Source organism: Oxalicibacterium flavum (assembly GCF_014635065.1).
Taxonomy (GTDB): Bacteria; Pseudomonadota; Gammaproteobacteria; order Burkholderiales; family Burkholderiaceae_D; genus Oxalicibacterium; species Oxalicibacterium flavum.
Window position 1 is genome coordinate 363,016 of record NZ_BMCG01000001.1, and the last position, 20,247, is coordinate 383,262.

Annotated in this window: 16 protein-coding genes; 14 read left to right on the forward strand and 2 right to left on the reverse strand. The window is 60.4% G+C overall.

Annotated features, from left to right (window positions below; translation table 11 throughout):
- Positions 1 to 115: 115 nt before the first annotated feature.
- Positions 116 to 1,048, forward strand: a complete 933-nt coding sequence (locus IEV38_RS01700) for a histone deacetylase family protein (protein WP_188394434.1) — start codon at positions 116 to 118, stop codon at positions 1,046 to 1,048.
- A gap of 191 nt (positions 1,049 to 1,239) precedes the next feature.
- Here IEV38_RS01700 and IEV38_RS01705 read toward each other — a convergent pair whose 3' ends face one another.
- A complete protein-coding gene (locus IEV38_RS01705; protein WP_188394435.1) occupies positions 1,240 to 1,377 on the reverse strand; it encodes a hypothetical protein in 138 nt (45 codons plus the stop codon).
- Here IEV38_RS01705 and IEV38_RS01710 point away from each other — a divergent pair.
- From IEV38_RS01710 to IEV38_RS01730, 5 genes are all read left to right on the forward strand, one after another.
- Positions 1,371 to 3,578 (forward strand): TonB-dependent receptor, encoded by a 2,208-nt coding sequence (locus IEV38_RS01710; RefSeq protein WP_188394436.1) that lies wholly within the window; start codon positions 1,371 to 1,373, stop codon positions 3,576 to 3,578. The two genes, IEV38_RS01705 and IEV38_RS01710, sit on opposite strands and share 7 nt — an antisense overlap.
- Positions 3,578 to 4,711 carry a PepSY-associated TM helix domain-containing protein gene (locus IEV38_RS01715; protein WP_188394437.1) on the forward strand — a complete coding sequence of 378 codons (1,134 nt, stop codon included), beginning with the start codon at positions 3,578 to 3,580 and terminating at the stop codon, positions 4,709 to 4,711. Before IEV38_RS01710 ends, IEV38_RS01715 begins: the two co-directional genes overlap by 1 nt.
- Before the next feature lie 177 nt (positions 4,712 to 4,888).
- Positions 4,889 to 5,398 (forward strand): sigma-70 family RNA polymerase sigma factor, encoded by a 510-nt coding sequence (locus IEV38_RS01720; protein WP_188394438.1) that lies wholly within the window; start codon positions 4,889 to 4,891, stop codon positions 5,396 to 5,398.
- A gap of 21 nt (positions 5,399 to 5,419) precedes the next feature.
- Entirely contained in the window at positions 5,420 to 6,436 is a 1,017-nt protein-coding gene (locus tag IEV38_RS01725) for a FecR domain-containing protein (RefSeq protein WP_188394439.1), read from the forward strand.
- 140 nt (positions 6,437 to 6,576) lie between these two features.
- Positions 6,577 to 9,066 (forward strand): TonB-dependent siderophore receptor, encoded by a 2,490-nt coding sequence (locus IEV38_RS01730; RefSeq protein ID WP_188394440.1) that lies wholly within the window; start codon positions 6,577 to 6,579, stop codon positions 9,064 to 9,066.
- A gap of 117 nt (positions 9,067 to 9,183) precedes the next feature.
- On the opposite strand, the gene IEV38_RS01735 is transcribed toward IEV38_RS01730, so the two are convergent.
- The gene (locus IEV38_RS01735; RefSeq protein WP_188394441.1) at positions 9,184 to 9,711 is read right to left on the reverse strand and encodes a DUF3016 domain-containing protein; all 528 of its coding nucleotides are present in this window, start codon (positions 9,709 to 9,711) and stop codon (positions 9,184 to 9,186) included.
- Positions 9,712 to 10,043: 332 nt separating this feature from the next.
- Here IEV38_RS01735 and IEV38_RS01740 point away from each other — a divergent pair, with 332 nt between their 5' ends.
- From IEV38_RS01740 to IEV38_RS01775, 8 genes are all read left to right on the forward strand, one after another.
- Positions 10,044 to 10,550 carry a sigma-70 family RNA polymerase sigma factor gene (locus IEV38_RS01740; RefSeq protein WP_188394442.1) on the forward strand — a complete coding sequence of 169 codons (507 nt, stop codon included), beginning with the start codon at positions 10,044 to 10,046 and terminating at the stop codon, positions 10,548 to 10,550.
- Complete coding sequence (locus IEV38_RS01745; RefSeq protein WP_188394443.1) at positions 10,547 to 11,536, forward strand: FecR domain-containing protein; 990 nt, start codon at positions 10,547 to 10,549, stop codon at positions 11,534 to 11,536. Before IEV38_RS01740 ends, IEV38_RS01745 begins: the two co-directional genes overlap by 4 nt.
- A gap of 91 nt (positions 11,537 to 11,627) precedes the next feature.
- Positions 11,628 to 14,054, forward strand: coding sequence for a TonB-dependent siderophore receptor (locus IEV38_RS01750; RefSeq protein ID WP_229728498.1), 2,427 nt, complete (start codon positions 11,628 to 11,630; stop codon positions 14,052 to 14,054).
- Positions 14,055 to 14,365: 311 nt separating this feature from the next.
- Positions 14,366 to 14,881 carry a sigma-70 family RNA polymerase sigma factor gene (locus tag IEV38_RS01755; RefSeq protein WP_188394444.1) on the forward strand — a complete coding sequence of 172 codons (516 nt, stop codon included), beginning with the start codon at positions 14,366 to 14,368 and terminating at the stop codon, positions 14,879 to 14,881.
- The gene (locus tag IEV38_RS01760) at positions 14,860 to 15,864 is read left to right on the forward strand and encodes a FecR domain-containing protein (protein ID WP_188394445.1); all 1,005 of its coding nucleotides are present in this window, start codon (positions 14,860 to 14,862) and stop codon (positions 15,862 to 15,864) included. Before IEV38_RS01755 ends, IEV38_RS01760 begins: the two co-directional genes overlap by 22 nt.
- Before the next feature lie 95 nt (positions 15,865 to 15,959).
- Positions 15,960 to 18,428 carry a TonB-dependent siderophore receptor gene (locus tag IEV38_RS01765; protein WP_188394446.1) on the forward strand — a complete coding sequence of 823 codons (2,469 nt, stop codon included), beginning with the start codon at positions 15,960 to 15,962 and terminating at the stop codon, positions 18,426 to 18,428.
- Positions 18,429 to 18,692: 264 nt separating this feature from the next.
- Positions 18,693 to 19,193: a sigma-70 family RNA polymerase sigma factor gene (locus tag IEV38_RS01770; protein WP_188394447.1), complete on the forward strand. Its 501-nt coding sequence runs from the start codon at positions 18,693 to 18,695 to the stop codon at positions 19,191 to 19,193.
- Between the two features lie 4 nt (positions 19,194 to 19,197).
- Entirely contained in the window at positions 19,198 to 20,184 is a 987-nt protein-coding gene (locus IEV38_RS01775; protein WP_188394448.1) for a FecR domain-containing protein, read from the forward strand.
- Positions 20,185 to 20,247 lie beyond the last annotated feature (63 nt).

A 20,247-nucleotide genomic window follows, 5' to 3' on the forward strand; every position in this document is an offset into this window, starting at 1 on the left:
CGTACAGGCATCGCACCTTATAATGACAGGGATACGCCTGTCGGCTGAGGAGCCGGACAGAGAAGTCAACCAACGACATGGAGAAGATGCGGCACATCGCGCATCGAAGAAGACAATGACGACCCTGATCTATACCCACGAAGCCTGTCTCGACCACCAGCCGGGCCCCGGCCATCCGGAATCGCCGGAACGTCTGAAAGCCGTGCTCCGGACCCTGCGCACGCCCGAATTCGCAGCTGCCGAATGGCGCGACGCGCCGCTCGGCACGCGCGAACAGGTGTTGCTGATCCATACCGAAGATTTCGTCGCCGACGTGGAAGATGCCTCGCCGCGACGCGGCACCATGCCGCTGGACGGCGGCGATACCGTCATGTCGCCCGGCTCGCTGGAAGCCGTGATGCGTTGCGTGGGCGCGGCCTGCGCCGGCGTCGATGCGGTGCTCGACGACGAGGCGGAAAACGTCTTCTGCGCCACCCGTCCCTGCGGCCACCATGCCGAACCCAACAAGGCCATGGGCTTCTGCATCTACAACCAGGCCGCCATCGCCGCCGCCTATGCCTACGAAGTGCACAAGCTCGAGCGCGTCGCCGTGATCGACTTCGACGTCCACCATGGCAACGGCACGCAGGCCGCGTTCTTCGATCGGCCGGAACTGTTCTATGCATCCAGCCACCAGTCGCACTTTTATCCGTACACCGGGCTGGAATCGGAAACCGGCGTGTCGCGCAACATCGTCAACGTGCCGCTGCCGCGCGGCTGCAATTCCGAACTGTTCCGCGAACAGATCGCCGCCAAGATGCTGCCTGCGATCCGCGACTTCAACCCGGAACTGATCATCATCTCCGCCGGCTTCGATGCGCACCACCTCGACCCGCTGGCCGGGCTGAAACTGCAGGACGACGACTATTACTGGATCACGCGCGAACTGATGGACGTTGCAGAAGATACCTGCGAGGGCCGTATCGTCTCCATCCTCGAAGGCGGCTACAGCCTCGATGGCTTGGCCTCGGCCACGGCCGTGCACGTGAAAGCGTTGATGGAGCATTGAATGAGGCGTTGACGCGCCACAAGAAAAAAAGCGGCCTGCGGGCCGCTTTTTTAATGTGCGCAAGACTCCGTTGGATCGGCCTGAAGACGATCAACTGCATGCCTTCAAAAGCCAAACTTGTTGCATGGCAGCCACACATCGATCCCCAGCGATGCCGCGCAAACCCGTTCCCATACTGGCTTTGCGGGCATTCACATGCAGCCGGCCGCAAAGACTTCGATTGCGGCGCCATGACAGGGAATCTTATAATGAGAACCATTTTCATTCATTGGTTGCAACTGTTCGCACTCTTCCTGCTGTTCCAGACCCACAAGGAAATCCCATGGCATCCCGCACTCCATCCTTCCTCAAACCCACGCTTCTCGTCTGCGCCCTGCAAGCCGTCCTGCCGCTGCTGGCTCAGGCGCAGGAAACCGAACCCACGACGACCACGCAACTGGAAGCGATCACCGTCACTTCCAGTGCCGATGCCTCGGCAGAAGGACTCACAAAACCGTACGCAGGTGGACAAATCGCACGTGGCGGCCGAGTCGGTATCCTTGGCAATCAAGACATGATGGATACGCCATTCAGCAGCACCGCGTACACAAACGAACTGATCCAGAATCAACAGGCCAAGAGTGTCGCCGACGTCCTTCAGAACGATCCGACCGTACGACTGGCACGCGGCTTCGGCAACTTCCAGGAGTTGTACATGATCCGTGGCTTCAACGTTTATTCAGATGACATGTCCTATAACGGTCTTTATGGACTGCTTCCCCGACAATACGTTGCCGCCGAATTGCTCGAACGCGTCGAGGTGTTTCGCGGCGCAAGCGCATTTCTGAATGGTGCAGCGCCGGGCAGTAGTGCGATTGGCGGGACGGTCAATGTTCTTCCCAAAAGAGCCGGCAACGATCCGCTAACTCAATTGAATGTTGGCGTCGAAAGCGACGGACAATATCAGCTTGGCCTGGACTTCTCCCGCAGATTCGGTGCTGACAATGCTTCTGGAATACGAGTAAACGCTGTACGCCGTGACGGCGAAACGGCAGTCAATAATGAAAAACGCGAACTGAATTTACTCGCAGTGGGCTGGGATTGGCGCAGCCGTGACATCCGTATTTCCGCAGATATTGGCTATCAAGAACACAATCTAAAAGGGCCTCGTCCAAACGTAACACCCAATGGCGTCATACCTGCAGCGCCTGACGCATCCAAAAACTTTGGACAATCTTGGACGCGCTCGGATTCCGAAGACACGTTTGGAACATTGCGCGCCGAGTTCGATTTGAATCCAGGCACGACCGCTTGGATTGCTGGCGGCTTTCGCGAGGGCCGCGAAGACAACATACTGGCAGGACCAACTGTCAACAACTTGAATGGCGATTCGACTTATAACCGCGCCGACAATGTACGAGAAGACAGCGTAAGAACACTGGAAACCGGTGCTCGCGGAAAATTTGATATCGGTTCCGTCAAGCATTCATGGGTCTTGTCTGCATCCACACTATCTTCCCAGGAGCGCAACGCCTACGCATGGTCACCTTCAGGTGCCCCCTATCCAAATCTTTACAACCCCGAAACAATCCCCGCTCCTGCAGCAGTTGGAGGTTTTGCAGGCGGTCAGCTTAATGACCCTCACGTAATCGGCAAGACTAACCTCACCAGCTTTGCCTTGGCAGATACCATGTCATTCATGGATGATCGTATGCTGCTGACACTCGGCGCACGTCATCAGGAAATTCACAGTCGCGGCTACGACTACAACGACGGCAGTGAAAGCAGTAACTATAAGAAAAGCAAAGTGACTCCAATGGCGGGCTTAGTATTTAAAGCAAGCAAAGAACTGTCTTTCTACGGCAATTACAGCGAAGGAATGCAGAAAGGTGATATCGCACCTTTACGCACGGGCTCCCCAGCCAGACCTGTCTCCAACGGCGGACAAGTAACTGCTCCCTACATCGCGAAACAAAAAGAACTTGGCATTAAGTATGACGCCGGTCGTTTTGGCGGCAGCCTGAACTTGTTTGAGATCAAGCGTCCATCTGGCTATGTGAACGCCAGCGATACCTTCGTCACGGATGGCGAACAACGCAATCGCGGCATAGAACTGAGTATGTTCGGAGAAGTCCAGCGTGGATTGCGACTGCTTGGCGGCTTGACGTTGATTGACGCAGAACAAGTCAGAAGCAATGTCCCCGCCAACAACGGAAACGATGTGATCGGAGTTCCTCGCACGATGGTTAACCTGGGCGCCGACTGGGACATCCCTGGCATCACTGGCTTGAGTCTCAATGGCCGTGTGGTATATACATCCTCGCAAAATGCGAATGCCGCCGATACGCTGAAAATACCGTCGTGGACTCGCGTCGATCTCGGTGCGCGCTATCTGACCACCATCGGCAACAGACTAGTGACTTGGCGTGCGCGTGTCGACAATGTCACCGATCGCAATTATTGGGCTTCTGTTGGCGGCTACCCAGGTAGCAACTATCTGGTTCTAGGCGCTCCTCGCACCTTCGTCGTATCGGCCTCCATCGAGTTCTGATGACCGGCACCAATCTCCGCCGCTGGGCATGGATCCACAAGTGGTCCAGCCTGGTGTGCACGCTTTTCATGCTGTTGCTGTGCCTGACCGGGCTGCCGCTGATCTTTCATCACGAGATCGGCCATCTGCTCGGCACGGAAATCGAGGCGCCGGAGATGGCGGCCGATGCGCCGCGCATCAGCATGGATCGCGTGATGGAGATTGCGAAGGCGCAGCATCCGGACAAGGTCGGCATGTTCGCCTCGCAGGAAGAGGATGACGACCGCGTCTGGTACGTCACGCTGTCCGATACGCCGACGTCCGAAACCGGCATGAAGCAGGTCGCGGTCGATGCGCGTACCGGCGATGTGCTCGGCCAGCCGCAACTCGACCGCGGCTTCATGTACATCATGTTCTCGCTGCACGTCAACCTGTTTGCCGGACTGACCGGCATGCTGTTCCTCGGCTTCATGGGCATGCTGTTGCTGGTGGCGATCATTTCCGGCGTGGTGCTGTATGGGCCGTTCATGAAGAAGCTCGAGTTCGGCACCGTGCGCGCGGAGCGCTCCACCCGCCTCAAGTGGCTGGACCTGCACAACCTGCTCGGCATCGTCACGCTGGCGTGGCTGCTGGTGGTCGGCGCCACCGGCGTCATCAATACCTGGGCCGATCTGGTGATCAAGTACTGGCAGTTCGACCAGATGGCGGAAATGATCGCGCCCTACAAGGGCAAGCCGCCGCTGACCGAGTTCGGCTCGCTGCAGAAATCGGTCGAGGCGGCCGTGGCGCTGGAGCCGGACATGAAGATCGGCTTCATCGCCTTTCCCGGCACCACCTTCAGCAGCCCGCATCACTATGCCATCTTCATGCGCGGCACGGAGAACCTGACCTCGCGCCTGTTCAAGCCGGTGCTGGTTGACGCCAGCACGGCGGAAGTGACGGACAGCCGCACCCTGCCCTGGTACGCGACCGCGCTGCTGATCTCGCAGCCGCTGCACTTTGGCGACTACGGCGGCCGGCCGATGCAGATCATGTGGGCGATCCTCGACATCCTTTCCATCGTCGTGCTGGGCAGCGGCCTGTACCTGTGGATCGTGCGCCGCAAGACTACGGAAGCACGCATGGAAAAACTGATCCAGGCACGCCAAACCTGAGGACGACCTGACCACCTCCATTGTCCACCTCGCGCAACACTCGCCGCGCCAAAAATTGACGCCCGCAATCGCCGAGTGTGACAATGATAAGCATTCTCAATTAAATCCAGGCAGCCAGCAGTCCATTGGAACGCAGCCAGCTTGTTTCCATTGCCGACATCCGTCTGGAGTTTGCTCGTGACCACCGCACTTCAATCCGATCTCGTTACCCAGTTGTACCGCCAGCATCACGGCTGGCTGGTCGGCCTGTTGCGGCGCAAGCTCGGCAATCTCGATCACGCCGACGACCTGGCGCAGGACACCTTCGCCCGCATCCTGACCGCGCGCGACACGCCCTCGCTGAACGAACCGCGTGCCTATCTGACCACCGTTTCCTCGCGCCTGATCGCGCAGTACTTCCGCCGCCTGTCGCTGGAACGTTCGTATCTGGATGCGCTGGCGTCCATGCCGGAAGACAGCGCGCCTTCGCCCGAGACGCGCATGCTGGTGCTCGAGGCGCTGACAGCCGTCAGCCGCGTGCTCGACGGCCTGAGCCCGCGCGTGCGCGACATCTTTCTGCTCTCGCAACTCGATGGTCTGCCGTATGCGGAAATCGCGGCACGCCACGGCATGACCGTCAATGCCGTGCAAAAATCCATGATCCGCGCCTACCAGCATTGCTACGCAGCGGTGTATGCTGCGCCGTAATTCCGTTTTCCCGCTTCTTCCATGTCGTCCATTCCGCCGCTGTTCGCACCACGCTCCGACTCCGCCATCGATCCCGATGTCGTCCAGCAAGCCATCGTCTGGCTGGTGACGCTGCAATCGGGCGCCGCCAGCGAGGCCGAGCAGCATGCGTGCGCAGCATGGCGGCAGGCCGATCCACGGCATGAACAGGCATGGCAGCGTCTAAGCGCCATCGGTGACGACATGCGCCATGGCAGCAGCAAGGCATCGCCCTCCTTCATTCGCGGCGTGCTGCGCGGCAGCGACCGCCGCACGCGCCGGACCGTGCTCAAATCCCTTGCCGGCCTGGGCGTTGTCGGCGGCGGCTTCCTCGTCGTGCGCAAGCAGCCGGCATGGCAAGCGATGACGGCCGATCAGCACACGGCCACCGGCGAACAGCGCCGCATTGTGCTTGCTGACGGCACCGAGCTTCTGCTCAATACCGCGACTGCCATCGACATCGCATTCGACGATACCCTGCGCCAGGTCGCGCTGCTGCAAGGCGAAATCATGGTGACCACGGCAGCGGACCCGGCCGGCAGACCGTTCGAGATCCTGACGCGCCACGGCCGCATCCATCCGGTCGGCACCCGCTTCACCGTGGCGCACGATACGGCGCTGCGCGTGCCGACCAAGGTCGCCGTGCTCGAAGGCGCAGTCGATGTGATCGCCCTGCACGACAGCCGCAGCGTACGCGTGCTGGCGGGGCAGGAAACGCTCTTCACGTCCGATCTGGTCGAACCGCCGCATGAACTGTCCGCTGCCACCACGGCGTGGACCGACGGCATGCTGGTGGTGGAACGCATGCGGCTGGAAGAATTCGTCGCCGAACTGGCGCGCTATCGGAAAGGCGTGCTGCGCTGCGATCCGGCCGTGGCCGACCTGCGCGTCAGCGGCGCTTTCCCGCTGCGCGACACCGACGCGGTACTCGGGTTGCTGGCCGAAACCCTGCCGATCGAACTGTCCTACGCGACCCGCTTCTGGACCACGGTACGCCCGCGCGCCGAAGCGCCAACATGACGTGTGGACTACATCCGTTTCACATAAAAATATTTTTCACTGAAGAAGGCAGATTCGTCCGGCTCGTGCATCAAGGGAGATAGAAGCACTGCAAACATCGCAGTGCCGGACTCCATCGATACACGAAAAGGATTGATCAGATGTCTTCCCGCCGCACTTCCGCAGCCGGTGCCAAACACGCCGGCTTCACTCCGACTCCCGTGGCGCACGCCGCCCGCCTGCTCCTGCTGGGCACGCTCGCCGTGGGCGCCATCTACGCACTGCCGGCTGCCGCACAGCAGACGAATGCCACCGCATCCGCCGAAGCGCGCAGCTACAACATTCCGGCCGGTACGCTGGATCAGGTATTGGGCCGCTTCGGCCGCGAAGCCGGTGTCATGATCGCCATCGACCCCGCGCTGACGAGCGGCCTGCAAAGCAACGGTCTGCAAGGAAACCACAGTGTTGCCAGCGGCCTGAGCACCTTGCTGGCGCCGCATCAGCTGGAAGCGGTGGGTGGCAGCAGCGGCTATCGGTTACGTCGTGTGCCGGCCGGAGACGCGGCAATGCTGCCGGCCGTTTCGGTAACGACTTCGGTACGTGACGCAGGCACGGAGGGCACCCGTTCCTATGCCGCACGCGCCACGACAATCGGCAAGACCTCGCAAACCCTGCGCGAGACGCCTCAACCGGTTACCGTGTTGACTCGTCAATTCCTAGACGACCGCATTCTTCCTGACCTGACGGACGTCCTGCAGAACACACCGGGCGTAACCGTCGATTACACCGATAGTGAACGCGTCAATTACTTCTCGCGCGGCTATCAGATCGATGCGCTTCAGGTGGACGGCATGACCTTCAACCAGGGTGGCTCGGCATTCGTGCAACCGGACACCGCCGTCCTCGATCGCGTGGAAATCCTGCGCGGCGCTTCGGGCATGATCCGCGGTTCCGGTAATCCTTCGGCAACGGTCAACATGGTGCGCAAGCGTCCTACGGCGGATTTCCAGGCATCGGCCGCTCTGACCCTGGGTTCCTGGGATCGGCGTCGTCTGGAAGCAGACGTTTCCGGAACGCTCAATGAAGCCGGCACCTTGCGTGGTCGTCTGGTTGCGGTCGATGACGACAAGGAATTCTTCCAAAAGGGCCGCACGGAGCACAAACAGGTTTTCTATGGTGTGGTGGAAGCAGACATCAGCCCGCGCACGACCTGGACCACCAGCCTGCAATACATGGATCTCGATGCAAGCGGAGCATGGGGCAACCTGCCTGGCAACTTCGACGGCACGCCGCTGAACCTGCCACGCAACACCTATCTCGGCGCAGCCTGGAACCGTTGGGACCGCTACAACACGCAGGCATTCACCGAAATTCAGCATCGCTTCGACAATGAATGGAGCCTGAAAGTTAATGCTGCTTATACGCAGTTCCGCTTGAGGGACTTCAAACAGTCGTACATGAGCCGTCCGGCAGGCGCCACCAATCCCTATCTGATGAGCGTGACCCAGTCTCATTACATCGGTGCAGAAAATGATCAGCTCAGCGCCAGCGCCGTAGCAAATGGCCCTTTCACTTTATTCGGCCGCAAACACGAGTTGACCTTTGGAGCCGAAACCGTCCGAAACAAGGCCACCGATAGCCGTGGCGTTGCAACCTCGTCAATTGGCGCTCCAATCATTGATATTCGCAACTGGGATCCCTACACAAGCTATGCAGAAATAGATCAACCCATTACTGCTGCTCCCAACAAGCCGAACACAACCAGTCAACAAGCGCTATTTGGTACAGCGCGCTTCTCAATCACTGATCCATTCACAGTCCTCGCGGGTGCGCGTATCAGTTGGTGGGATTACAAATCGGATGGTCAGCCGACCACCAATTACAAGGTGACGCGCGAGATCACGCCTTACGCTGCTGCAATCTATGACCTGTCCAGGAACATCAGCGCCTACGCCAGCTACACCGAAATCTTCACGCCACAGAGCGCCAAAGACATCAATGACAATATTCTTGATCCCATCCGCGGGGAAGATTACGAAGCTGGCTTGAAGGGCGAATTCTTCGAAGGTCGTCTGAACGCATCGATCGGCATCTTCCGTATCAACAACGTTGGCAAGGCGGTTGACGATGCAAGCAGCCTGCGACCATGCCCCAACAATCCTACTGTCGATGCATACTGCAAGATCGCGGGAGGCAAGACCCGCAGCGAAGGCTGGGAAGCAGAAGTATCCGGCGAAATTCTGCCCGGCTGGTCGATGATGGCGGGTTATACCAACACGCGCACCAAGTACATCATCGATACCTCCGCTGCCAATGTCGGTCAGCCGCTGCGCAGTATCGATCCGCGTCACCTGTTCCGTCTGTTCACGACCTATCGTCTCGACGGCAATCTGCAAGGATGGACCATCGGTGGCGGTGCACAGGTACAGAGCGATTCGTACGTCCGGTCCGGCACCATCACTTCGCGTCAAGGTGGTTATGCCGTCTATAACGCGATGGCAAGCTATCGCTTTAACGACCGCTACTCTGTACAGATCAACATCAACAACCTGTTCGACAAGATCTATTACAAGAAATTCGCACCGACCGGTATCGGCTACTACTATGGCGATCCACGCAACGTGATGGTCTCGCTGCGCGCCAAGTTCTGATTTACCAAGGCAAGACAAAAAAGCCGCTCCAGTTATGGAGCGGCTTTTTTTTGATCATCACCACGGCGATAGCTTTGCTTCACAGACGGCAACCGGTGCACACAACAGATTCCAGCGTTACGGCCTCTGCGGAAACTCCTTGCGCACCCAATCGTCCAGCAGCGTCTTCTCGTAGCGCAGCGGATCGTTCGAGTACATATTGGTACGCGACAGGAAACCCAAGTCGCGCAGTTCGCGCTTGCCGGAGGACAGCGTGCTGCCATCCGCCGCCAGCAGACGGAACGTCAGGTCGATGCGCGGTGGATAAATGTCGCGCACGATGCGCACGTCGTAGGACGACGGGCCGCGCCACGGCTCGACGCTGCCGGCGCGCTCGATGTGAGTGAAGGCGATGTCCAGCTTCTGTCCTGCCGACAGCACGCGGCTCGCACGTTCCTGGATATGACGGGTCAGCGACTGCTCGGTGGAGCGCAGCGCCGCCTCGGATTCGTTCGGCGCCTTGCGCAGGTCGGCGCGCCAGACATCCGGTGCGTACTGTACGGTCACCGCATCCGTCGACACCTGCGGCGCGGGCGAAGTGGCACAGGCGGCCAGCGCGCAGGTTACCGCGAGCAAACAGACACGGCCAATGGAACAGACGTTCATATCGTTTCTCCTTTTCTGGCAAGGGCAGGCGACGGATAGCAAGCCATGATAATCATTCTTGATAAATCGCGTCTTCCATGCTGCCGAGCATCGCCTCGCCTTGCCGCGCCATGTCCGGACAATTATCTGCCTTGGAGCAGCGTGCCATTGCAGCACAACCGCAGCATGCACAACCCTTCTGTGCAGTTCATGCAACGCAGCGTGAGGCGGCAGATTGACGTTCCAACCCGGAATCGCAGATAATGAGAACAATTCTCAAATAAGCAGCCAGCTCACCGACACGGAAAGCAAGCCAGTTTGGCGTCCCGACCGGACGCATCTGGAGCAAGACAGTGAGCATCGCACGCCCTACCGATCCCATCGCAGACATCTACAGCCAGCATCACGGCTGGCTGCTGCGCTGGCTGCGCGGCAAGCTCAACTGCGCGGACCAGGCTGCCGATCTGGCGCAAGATACCTTCCTGCGGCTGCTGACGGCGCCACCCGAACAACCCCATTCCCTGCGGGAACCGCGCGCCTACCTGACCACGGTGGCGCAGCGGCTGGTCATCGACCACTACCGCCGCCATTCGCTCGAACAGGCGTGGCTGGACACGCTGGCACGCCTGCCGGAGCCGATGGCGCCCTCGCCCGAGGATCGCCTGCTGGTGCTGGAAACACTGCACCGCATCGACGCCATGCTAGACGGCCTGCTGCCGCCGGTGCGCAGCGCCTTCCTGCTGTCGCAGCTCGAAGGACTCGGCTATGCCGAGATCGCCACGCGGCTCGGCATCAGCGAACGCACGGTCAAACGCTACATGGTGCAGGCATTCGAACGCTGCATCCTCCTCATCGCATGAATACCATCGCAGAACGTTTCCTTCCCGCCGTCGATCCGCGCGCCGCACGCGAGGCGGCGCAATGGCTGATGCAGCTCCGTTCCGGCCAGTGCAGCGAGACCGACCGGCTCGAATGCCAGGCCTGGCGCGAGGCCGACCCGGCCAACGAACTCGCATGGCAGCGCGCCGAGATGGTCAGCCGTACGCTCGGCATGGTGCCGCCCGCGGTCGGCATGCCGGTGCTCGACCGCCCGGCGCTGCTGGAACGTCGCGCCTCGGTCAAGACGCTGGCGATGCTGATCGCGGCCAGCCCCATCGTGTGGGCTGCCTATCGCGCCGCACCGTGGCAGGAATGGACCGCCGGCACGCGTACCGCCAAGGGAGAAATCCGTCACATGACGCTCGGCGACGGCACGCGCCTCGTGCTCAATACCGAGACCGCGATCGACATCGCCTTCGACGACACGATCCGCCTCGTCAAGCTGCATGCGGGTGAAATCCATATCGAGACCGCATCCGATCCGGTCAACCGGCCGCATCCCTTCGTCGTGCAGAGCGAGAACGGCCGCGTGCGCGCCATCGGCACGCGCTTCTCGGTACGGCTGGAAGGTGCGCTGATCGACGCACGCACCCACGTTGCCGTCACCCAGGGCGCGGTCGAAATCCGCCCCGGCAATGCCTACCATGCGCTGCAAGTCGTCGCCGCCGGCCAGCAGACCAGCTTCGACAGCGATGCAGTGTCCGCACCGTCGCCGTTGCCCGCGCATGCCGATGCCTGGGTCAACGGCGTGCTGATGGCCGACGACACGCCGCTGCAGGAAATCGTCGAGCAGATCGCGCGCTATCGTCCTGGCGTACTGCGCTGCCATCCGTCGGTCGCCGACCTGCGCGTCTCAGGCGCCTTCCAGTTGAAGGACACCGACAACATCCTCCATCTGCTGCAGCGTTCGCTGCCGATCCGCGTGCAGAAGCGCACGCGTTACTGGGTCAGCCTGGAACCGACCTGACAAGAATTAATGCATTTCCCTGTCCCTTTTCAGAAATTGGTCCGTCAGAACAAACAGAAGTAAAAAAACTGACCAAATGAAAGGGAGTCAAATGAACCAGTCCCACGCCCGTCCCGCGCGCGGCGATCTCAAGCCTTGTGCGTACGCCGTGCGCAATGCCATGTGCCTCATGCTCGGTATTGCATGCCTGGCAGCGCTACCCACACAGGAAACGTACGCACAGCCAAACCAGGCATCCGCCGAAAAGATCAGCCATTCGATCCCACCGGGGCCTTTGGGGCCGGCCCTGGCGCAGTTTGCGGCACGTGCGGGCATCAGCATCGTAACTGAAACATCCATGGTTGCCGGAAAACTGACCAAGGGTCTGCAAGGCGACTTTACGGCATACGAAGGCATTTCCCGGCTGCTGGAAGACAGCGGGCTAGAGGTCATTGACCTGGCAAATGGCAATTACAATCTTCGCCATGCGCCTTCTGCGCAAGCCGGTGACGCCGTCCTGCAAACCATCACGGTGTCGGGCAAAGGCTATGGCTCTACCACCGAGGGAACCGGCTCGTACGCCACTTTTTCCACCAGTAGCTCCACGCGTTTGAATCTTTCGCAACAGGAAACGCCGCAGGCGGTCACCGTTCTGACCCGGCAACGGCTGGACGATCAGAAGCTCAGCACGCTGATCGACGTACTCGATGCAACACCGGGCATCTACGTTGCCCAAGGCTCGATTGGTCAGGACGGCCCCAACATGTATGCGCGCGGCTCCAGCCTGAGCAACTTCCAGATCGATGGCGTACCCACGTTCTCGGGCATGAGCCCCTTTCTTGCCAACACGGCCGCATACGACCGCGTGGAGGTGGTGCGCGGTGCCACCGGCGTCATGAACGGCCTTGGCACGCCCGCAGCCACGGTTAACCTGATTCGCAAGCGGCCGACTGCCGAGCCGCAGTTTTCCCTGAACACACAGGCTGGCAATTGGGATCGCTATGGCGTCGGCGCCGACGTTTCCGGCGCCATAAACGAAAGCGGCACGGCGCGCCTGCGACTGGTAGGAGACTACAAGGACGAAGGTGCCTGGGTGGATCGCTTCCGCCAGAAGAAACTCGCGCTCTACGGCATCGGCGAATTCGACCTGAGCGACAAAACCCTGCTTACCCTCGGCTTCAACCACCTGCGCCAGGACACCGATTCCGCCATCGTCGGCCGGCCGCTGTACTTCAGCGATGGCCAGCGCATTCCCCTGTCACCCTCGGACAACACCAGCCAGAAATGGCGCTACTACAAGCACGACATGGACGGCATCTTCGCCTCGCTGGAACACCGCTTCAGTTCCGGATGGGTCGGCAAGGTGGAGTACAGCCACACACGCTACGAGTACGACGGTCTGCTCGCGAGCATGCTTGGCTCGATTGACCCGGCAACCGGTGCAGGCATGACGATACGCCCGAACCGCTGGGACAGCCAACTGCGACAGAACAACGTCGATGCCTATGTTTCAGGCGTGTTTCCACTCTTCGGCCGTGATCACGAACTGATTGCAGGGCTTACCCTCTCAAGACTCGAATCGGACGGCTCTGCCTACACGCTGGATGCAAGCTATCCCACTGCCACCACCATTCATGACTGGGCCAATGCGCCGGCACCGACTTTTGCCAACACCGGCGGCAACAAAAGCGAAGAGCGCAACTACGGTGCATTCGTGAACACCCGCTTTTCACTGACAGACAGCACGAGCCTGCTGCTGGGCGGCCGTACGACACGCTGGACGCGGGATATCGACGTCACCAGCCTGCTCTGGAGCGACTACTCCCTTCGCGAGCGCAGGAATACCTTCGTTCCCTATGCAGGCATCGTGCATGCGCTCAACGACACCTGGTCGGTCTATGCCAGCTACACCAAGATCTTCCGACCGCAGGATGACTGGCTCAACGACTACTTCACGGCCTCGCAGTTGCAACCTGAAGAAGGCGTCAGCTACGAAGCAGGCGTCAAGGCCAGTTTTGCCGACGGCCGCCTCACGGGCAGCTTGTCGGTGTTCCGCAGTGAAGTGGACAATCTTGCAGTATGGAATGCCGACGCGTTCACATACGACCTGCTGGGCAACACCCGCGCCCGTGGGATTGAACTGGAACTCAATGGCGAGCTGACCCGTGACTGGCAACTGTCGGCAGGCTATGCCTTTGCGGTAAGCAAGGACGGCAACGGCGAACGCGTGCTCACCTATGTTCCTCGCCAGACGCTGAAGCTGTTCACCAGTTATCGGCTGCCGGGCGAATGGAACAAGCTCACCGTGGGCGGTGGCGTCAACTGGCAGAATGCCAACAACAGCGGAAGCGGCTTCGATCACAGGCAAGGCAGTCTCGCCCTGGTCAGCCTGATGGGGCGTTACCAGATCGATCGGAATCTGTCCGTTTCGCTGAATCTGAACAATGCGCTGGACAAGCGTTATCTGAGCAGCAACGGCGACTACGGCACCTACGGCGCGCCGCGCAACTTCATGGCTTCCATGAAATATACATTCTGAGTATCCCTGAACCAGAGATATCCAGCCCTGCAAAAGGTGTGGTGTGAGATGATCGCCCCACACCTTTTTTATTGACGCAATCGTCAAGAGTTTCTTGTACTGCTGCCCATCCGACTCACCCGCCCTACACCTTCCCTCCCCACGCAAGCCCGGCTGGAGTTTGTATTTAGGCTGCAACAGCCAAGACTCGTCCGGATTGACGCTCGCATCACACGAATGCAACAATGAGAACCATTCTCAACCAAGCCCAGCCAGTGCGTATTCGCCAGCCAGCTTGACGATGTCCAAGGACATCCGGTCTGGAGCATCTCGTGTCCGTCAGCAGTACCACCGATCCCGTTTCCGAACTCTATAGCGCCCATCACGGCTGGCTGCAGGGCTGGCTGCGCAAGAAGCTCGGCTGTGCGCACAACGCGGCCGACCTTGCGCAGGACACCTTCATCCGCATCCTCGCCTCGTTCGAGAAACAGCGCCATGCCGAACTCGACCTGCGCGAGCCGCGCGCCTACCTGACTACGGTCGCCACCCGCGTGCTCAGCAATCACTACCGGCGCCAGTCGCTGGAACAGGCTTACGTTGAAGCGCTGAGCCAGATGCCGGAAGCCGTCGCACCGCCACCCGAACAGCGCCTGATCATTCTCGAAACCCTCAACGACATCGATGCGTTGCTGAATGCACTGCCGCAGAAGGTACGTGCAGTGTTCCTCGCCGCGCAGCTCGACGGCCTGACCTACAACGAGATTTCGCAGCAACTGAACATCCCGCCGCGCAGCGTACGCCGCTACATGGCGCTCGCCTACGAACGATGCCTGCTTCCGCACGCCTGAATCCCGCCGCACAGGAAGCGCCGCTCGACCCGCGCATAGCGCGCGAGGCGGCGCAATGGCTGATGCGCGTGCATCCCGCGGCCGAGCCCGACGAAAACGAACTGCACGCCTGCCAGCAATGGCGCGCCAGCCATGCCGAACACGAACTGGCCTGGCAGCGCGCGCAGCAGCTCAATGCCAAGTTCGGCATCATGCCACCCATGCTCGGCAAGGCCGCGCTCGGGCGCCCTTTCGCACGCTCACCGGAACAACAGCGCCGTGCGGCCGTCAAGAAGCTGGCCTTACTGCTGACACTGGCGCCAGCCTCGCTGCTGGCTTACCGGCAACTGCCGGTAAATGCGTGGCGCGCCGACTACCGTACCGCGACCGGCGAACGGCGCAACGTCCAACTGGCCGACGGCAGCCATGTCCGGATGAATACCGGCAGCGCTTTCGACGCCGTGTATGACGATACCCAGCGCCTGCTGATCCTGCACGAAGGCGAACTGCTGATCGAAACCGCGCGCGACAGCCGTTCACCTGCACGCCCGTTCCGCGTGCAGACCGCGGATGGCCGCATCCGCGCCATCGGTACCCGCTTCACCGTCAAGCGCGTCGCCGCATGGAGCGATGTGGCCGTGTTCGAAGGAGCGGTCGAAGTGCAGGCGCGCGACGATGCCATGCAGACGCGCATCCTCGCCGCCAACCACCAGTTGCGTTTCTCGGCCACCGGACTCGACGAAACCGAAGCACTGATTTCTCACAACGCAGACTGGACGCACGGCATCCTGCATGCCGACAACCAGCGACTTGCAGACTTCTGCGCCGAACTTTCACGCCACCGGCGCGGCTGGCTACGCTGCGATCCAGCCGTGGCCGACCTGCGCATTTCCGGCAGCTTCCAGCTCGACGACACCGACCGCATCCTGCGCGCGCTGGTCGGCACGCTGCCTGTGCGCATCACCTTCCACACACGCTACTGGGTCGCCATCCAGCCTGCCTGAAAAATTTTTGCGGAAAAACTGGCCGCTTTTTTTCGATGACGTGTCATTGCTTGTGCAAACACACCAAAACATCGTCATCAAACAAGGATTCCACCATGTTTCTCCGTATTTCCTCCTCGGCACGCGTTGCCCCGTTGCCGCGCAAGCCGCTTGCACTCGCTGTCGGTCAGGCCTGCATGGTTTTTGCCTGCATGGCAATACTTCCATCGCATGCCCCCGCCGCAGAACCTGTGCAGGCAAGTGCGCAATCCCGGCAATACAACATTGCCGCCGGCCCCTTGCAATCCGCGTTATCGCGCTTCGCAGCAGAAGCACAAGTGACCGTCTCGTTCGTTCCTGCACTTGTGGCAGACAAACACACTGGCGGGCTGCAAGGCAACTATCAAACCGCTTCCGGTTTGCGCCAGCTGTTGATCGGAACTGGTCTCGAAGCCGTAGCGCAAGGGGAAGGCATCTTCGTTTTACAGGCACAGGCAGCATCTGCAACATCCGCCGACGATGCCGTGTTACCGGCCGTCACCATCACCGGTCAGGTGATGCGGGATGGCACTAGCGAAGGGACAGGCTCTTATCAGGCCAGATTTACCAACACAGCGACCAAACTCACGCTTTCCCCGCGTGAAACACCCCAGACCATCACTACCATCACGCGCCAGCAACTGGACGATGCCGGCATGACGTCGCTGGATGACGCACTGAAGTCAGTCAGCGGTGTGTTTTCACAGGAACAAGGCAGTGCAGGCGGCACCTACACCAGTCGCGGGTTCGGCCTGCAAGCCCAGGTCGATGGCATGAGCACACCATCCGGGGTCGATAGCGGCAACCGTTCCGTAAAGTTCGACAACGCATTTGTCGACCGGATCGAAGTGCTGCAAGGCGCAGCCGGGCTGATGACCGGTGCCGGCAACCCAGGAGGCACGGTCAACATGGTGCGCAAGCGCCCTACCGACACCTTTCAGGCGCAGGCCGAAATGCAACTGGGATCGTGGAATGCAAGACGTTTCGTTGGCGACGTATCCAGCCCATTGGTGGAGTCGGGCCGTGTTCGCGGTCGTGTAGTGGCACTGGACGACCGTAGCGATTCGTTCACGGACTATATTTTCCGCAACCGCAGCGCGGTCTATGGCATCGTCGAGGCTGACCTGAGCCCGAGCACCACGCTGAGCGCCAGCGTGCAATATCAGAAAGACACAGGACTCAATCACTTTGGCGTACCGTTTGCCGCAGATGGCAGCGATGCAGGCCTGCCGCGCTCCTCTTTCTGGGGCGATGCCAATTATCGTCTGGCAAGGGACTACACGATTTACACCATTGGATTGGATCAACGGCTGACGGGCGACTGGAACCTCAAGGCCAGTTACTCCAGACAAAAGACCCTGAATGAAATCGACAACTTCAATGCCCTCACCGGCAGCTTGGATATCGCCACTGGCGATGGCTTGTCGATTTCCACCCGCTCACGCAACAATTCGACAACCATGCGCGCCGATACGGTGGATGCATACGCATCCGGCCCTTTCAATCTGCTTGGCCGCAAACATGAGCTGGTGCTGGGTTTGAATGGTGCGACCTACGAGGATGAAAGCACTGGAACCGGATACATTGCCGGCAGTATCCCGATCAATGTTTACGACTTCGATCCTGGTGCGCTCGGCGAGGTTGCCAATGGCACCGCGTCCCGATCCGGAACAAAAACCACCAACATCGGCCTGTATACCGTGGCGCGCTGGAACCTGACGGACTCGCTCAAGCTGATCACGGGTGCGCGTATCAGCAACTACGAATCGAAAAATGCCGTCACCGGCCTGACAACCCTGAAAGAAACCGGGGAGATCACGCCTTATGCGGGGCTGGTGTATGACATCGATGACCAGTATTCCGCTTACGTCAGTTATTCCGACATCTTCAATCCGCAGTCCAGAAAGAGTGCCGATGGCAGCGTACTCGATCCCGTCGTCGGCGCAAACGTTGAAGCGGGGATCAAGGGCGAACTGCTGGACAAACGACTGAACGTATCGGCAGCCGTTTTCCAACTGGAGCAATCGAACCTGTCCGTACGAGACGACTCGGTTCCAGTTGACGCTGGCAATGCATGCGGCGGCACGTGCTACATCGCTGCAGGAAAAGTGGTCAGTCAGGGCCTGGATCTTGGCATCAATGGGCAAGCAAGCGCAAACCTGAACATTGCCGCCGGCTATACCTACGTCAGCGCCGAGTACAAGGCTGGCCCGCAGAAAGGTCAGCGTTATGGCGTCGAACAACCTCGCCATAGCCTGCGCCTGGCTGCCAATTACAAGTTACCGGAAACAAGCTGGTCGGTTGGCGGCAACGTCACGGCAACCAACAAGATCCACCGCAGCGCCAGCAACAACGCCTGGACAATCCGCCAGGGCGGCCTGGTCCTGATTGGGCTGAATGCACGCTACCAGATCAGCCCCAAGACGCAAATGCTCCTGGCCGTCAGCAACCTGACAGACCGCAGCTACCGCCATCTCTATTCGCTGAACTACTCCCCTTACGGCGAACCACGCAAACTGTCCGTCAATCTCAAACATACTTTCTGACGTACAGCGCCCCTCGATGCCTGCGAACGCAGGCATATCGAACTCCCTGTATTGACAATACAGACGGTTCACGTCCAAAGGCGGGTTGCCATGCACCCGCCTTTTTCCTTGTAATGTCTGCTGACGACAACGCTTGCAGCACCTTTCATTGACGCTGCAAACCAGTCAATGCAACAATGAGAACCATTCTCAACCAAGCCCAGCCAGTGCGTATTCGCCAGCCAGCTTTTCGATGCCGCAGCGGCATCTGGTCTGGAGCATCTCGTGCACGTCAGCAGTCCCACCGATCCCATTGCCGAACTCTATAGCCAGCACAATGGCTGGCTGAACAGCTGGCTGCGCAAGAAAACCGGCTGTCCGCACAATGCCGCCGACCTCGCGCACGACACCTTCGTGCGTCTGATCAAGGCGCGCGACAAGGTCGAGATCGAGGAACCGCGTGCCTATTTGACCACCATCGCGCGCAGCCTGATGATCAACCAGTTCCGCCGCCGCGAGATCGAACAGGCCTGGCTCGACACGCTGGCCCATGCGGACGAGGCGCTGCATCCGTCGCCCGAAGAGCGTGTCGTGGTGATCGAAACGCTGGTCGCCATCGATACCATGCTCGACGCGCTGCCGGCCAAGGTACGGCGCGCCTTCCTGCTGTGCCAGCTCGAAGGCTTGCGCCATGCCGAGATCGCTGCCCAGTTGAATATGTCCGTCAGTTCCGTGCGCAAATACCTGGCGCGCGCGATGGAACATTGCCTGCTCTACAAAGGCTGAACGTATGGGTGTCAGCCTGGTCCCTCCGCTGGAAAGCGATGCGCCGCTGAAACCGGCGGTGGCGCGCGCCGCCGCGCTGTGGTTCGTCATGATGAGTTCCGGCGAAGCCAGCGATGCCGACCGCCGCGCCCTGCAGACCTGGCGCGATGCCGATCCCGAACACGAACGCGCATGGCAGCGCACTCAGCACCTGGGCCAGCAATTCGCGGGGCTCGCTCCCTCCGGCGGCATGGCGGTGCTGGACCGGCCGCGCTCGACGGATCGCCGCCGCGTGGTCAAGCAACTGGCGCTGCTGCTGATCGTGGGTTCGGGTGGCTGGGCCATGCACAGGCAAATGCCATGGCAGGAATGGTCGGCGGACTACCGCACCGCCATCGGCGAACGCCGCAACATCACCCTGGCCGACGGCAGCAGCATGACCATGAACACGGACAGCGCGGTCGATGTGCTGTTCACGCCGCAGGAACGCCATATCAGGCTGGTCCGCGGCGAAATCCTGATCGCCACCGCGCACGAACCGGACCTACCCTACCGTCCGTTGCGGGTGGCGACCACCGAAGGTGTGCTGATTGCAATGGGCACGCGCTTCACGGTACGCCAGCTCGATCAGGGAAGCCGGCTCGGCGTGCAGGAAGGCGCGGTCGAAATCCGGCCCGGCATGGCACAGGCCGGCATGCGCGTGCTGCATGCCGGAGAGGAAGCCGTCTTCGACCGCCATCGCATCGCGGACACGACCGAGCTCGACGCCACGCGCATGGCCTGGAAGGACGGCATGCTGTTTGCCGACCGCATGCCGCTGTCCGTATTCGTCACCGAACTGGCGCGCTACCGCCCCGGCGTGCTGCGCTGCGATCCTGCCGTGGCGGACTTACGGATTTCCGGTTCGTTTCCGCTTGCCAATACCGACCGTATCCTGCAATCGCTGGTCGATACGTTGCCGGTGCGGGTCGCGATGGTGACGCGCTACTGGGTACAGGTGGTACCAGCCTGAAGCCGACTGAGCCAACGAAAAAATATTTTCGTCCCGGCTTGTCACTTTCCGGTTCTCGCTTGG

Coding starts and splice junctions, on each gene's coding strand:
- IEV38_RS01705 (WP_188394435.1), bottom strand. CDS start 1,377: ATGCCATGGGATTTCCTTGTGGGTCTGGAACAGCAGGAAGAGTGCGAA.
- IEV38_RS01700 (WP_188394434.1), top strand. CDS start 116: ATGACGACCCTGATCTATACCCACGAAGCCTGTCTCGACCACCAGCCG.
- IEV38_RS01735 (WP_188394441.1), bottom strand. CDS start 9,711: ATGAACGTCTGTTCCATTGGCCGTGTCTGTTTGCTCGCGGTAACCTGC.
- IEV38_RS01775 (WP_188394448.1), top strand. CDS start 19,198: ATGGGTGTCAGCCTGGTCCCTCCGCTGGAAAGCGATGCGCCGCTGAAA.
- IEV38_RS01765 (WP_188394446.1), top strand. CDS start 15,960: ATGTTTCTCCGTATTTCCTCCTCGGCACGCGTTGCCCCGTTGCCGCGC.
- IEV38_RS01730 (WP_188394440.1), top strand. CDS start 6,577: ATGTCTTCCCGCCGCACTTCCGCAGCCGGTGCCAAACACGCCGGCTTC.
- IEV38_RS01745 (WP_188394443.1), top strand. CDS start 10,547: ATGAATACCATCGCAGAACGTTTCCTTCCCGCCGTCGATCCGCGCGCC.
- IEV38_RS01715 (WP_188394437.1), top strand. CDS start 3,578: ATGACCGGCACCAATCTCCGCCGCTGGGCATGGATCCACAAGTGGTCC.
- IEV38_RS01750 (WP_229728498.1), top strand. CDS start 11,628: ATGAACCAGTCCCACGCCCGTCCCGCGCGCGGCGATCTCAAGCCTTGT.
- IEV38_RS01760 (WP_188394445.1), top strand. CDS start 14,860: ATGCCTGCTTCCGCACGCCTGAATCCCGCCGCACAGGAAGCGCCGCTC.
- IEV38_RS01725 (WP_188394439.1), top strand. CDS start 5,420: ATGTCGTCCATTCCGCCGCTGTTCGCACCACGCTCCGACTCCGCCATC.
- IEV38_RS01710 (WP_188394436.1), top strand. CDS start 1,371: ATGGCATCCCGCACTCCATCCTTCCTCAAACCCACGCTTCTCGTCTGC.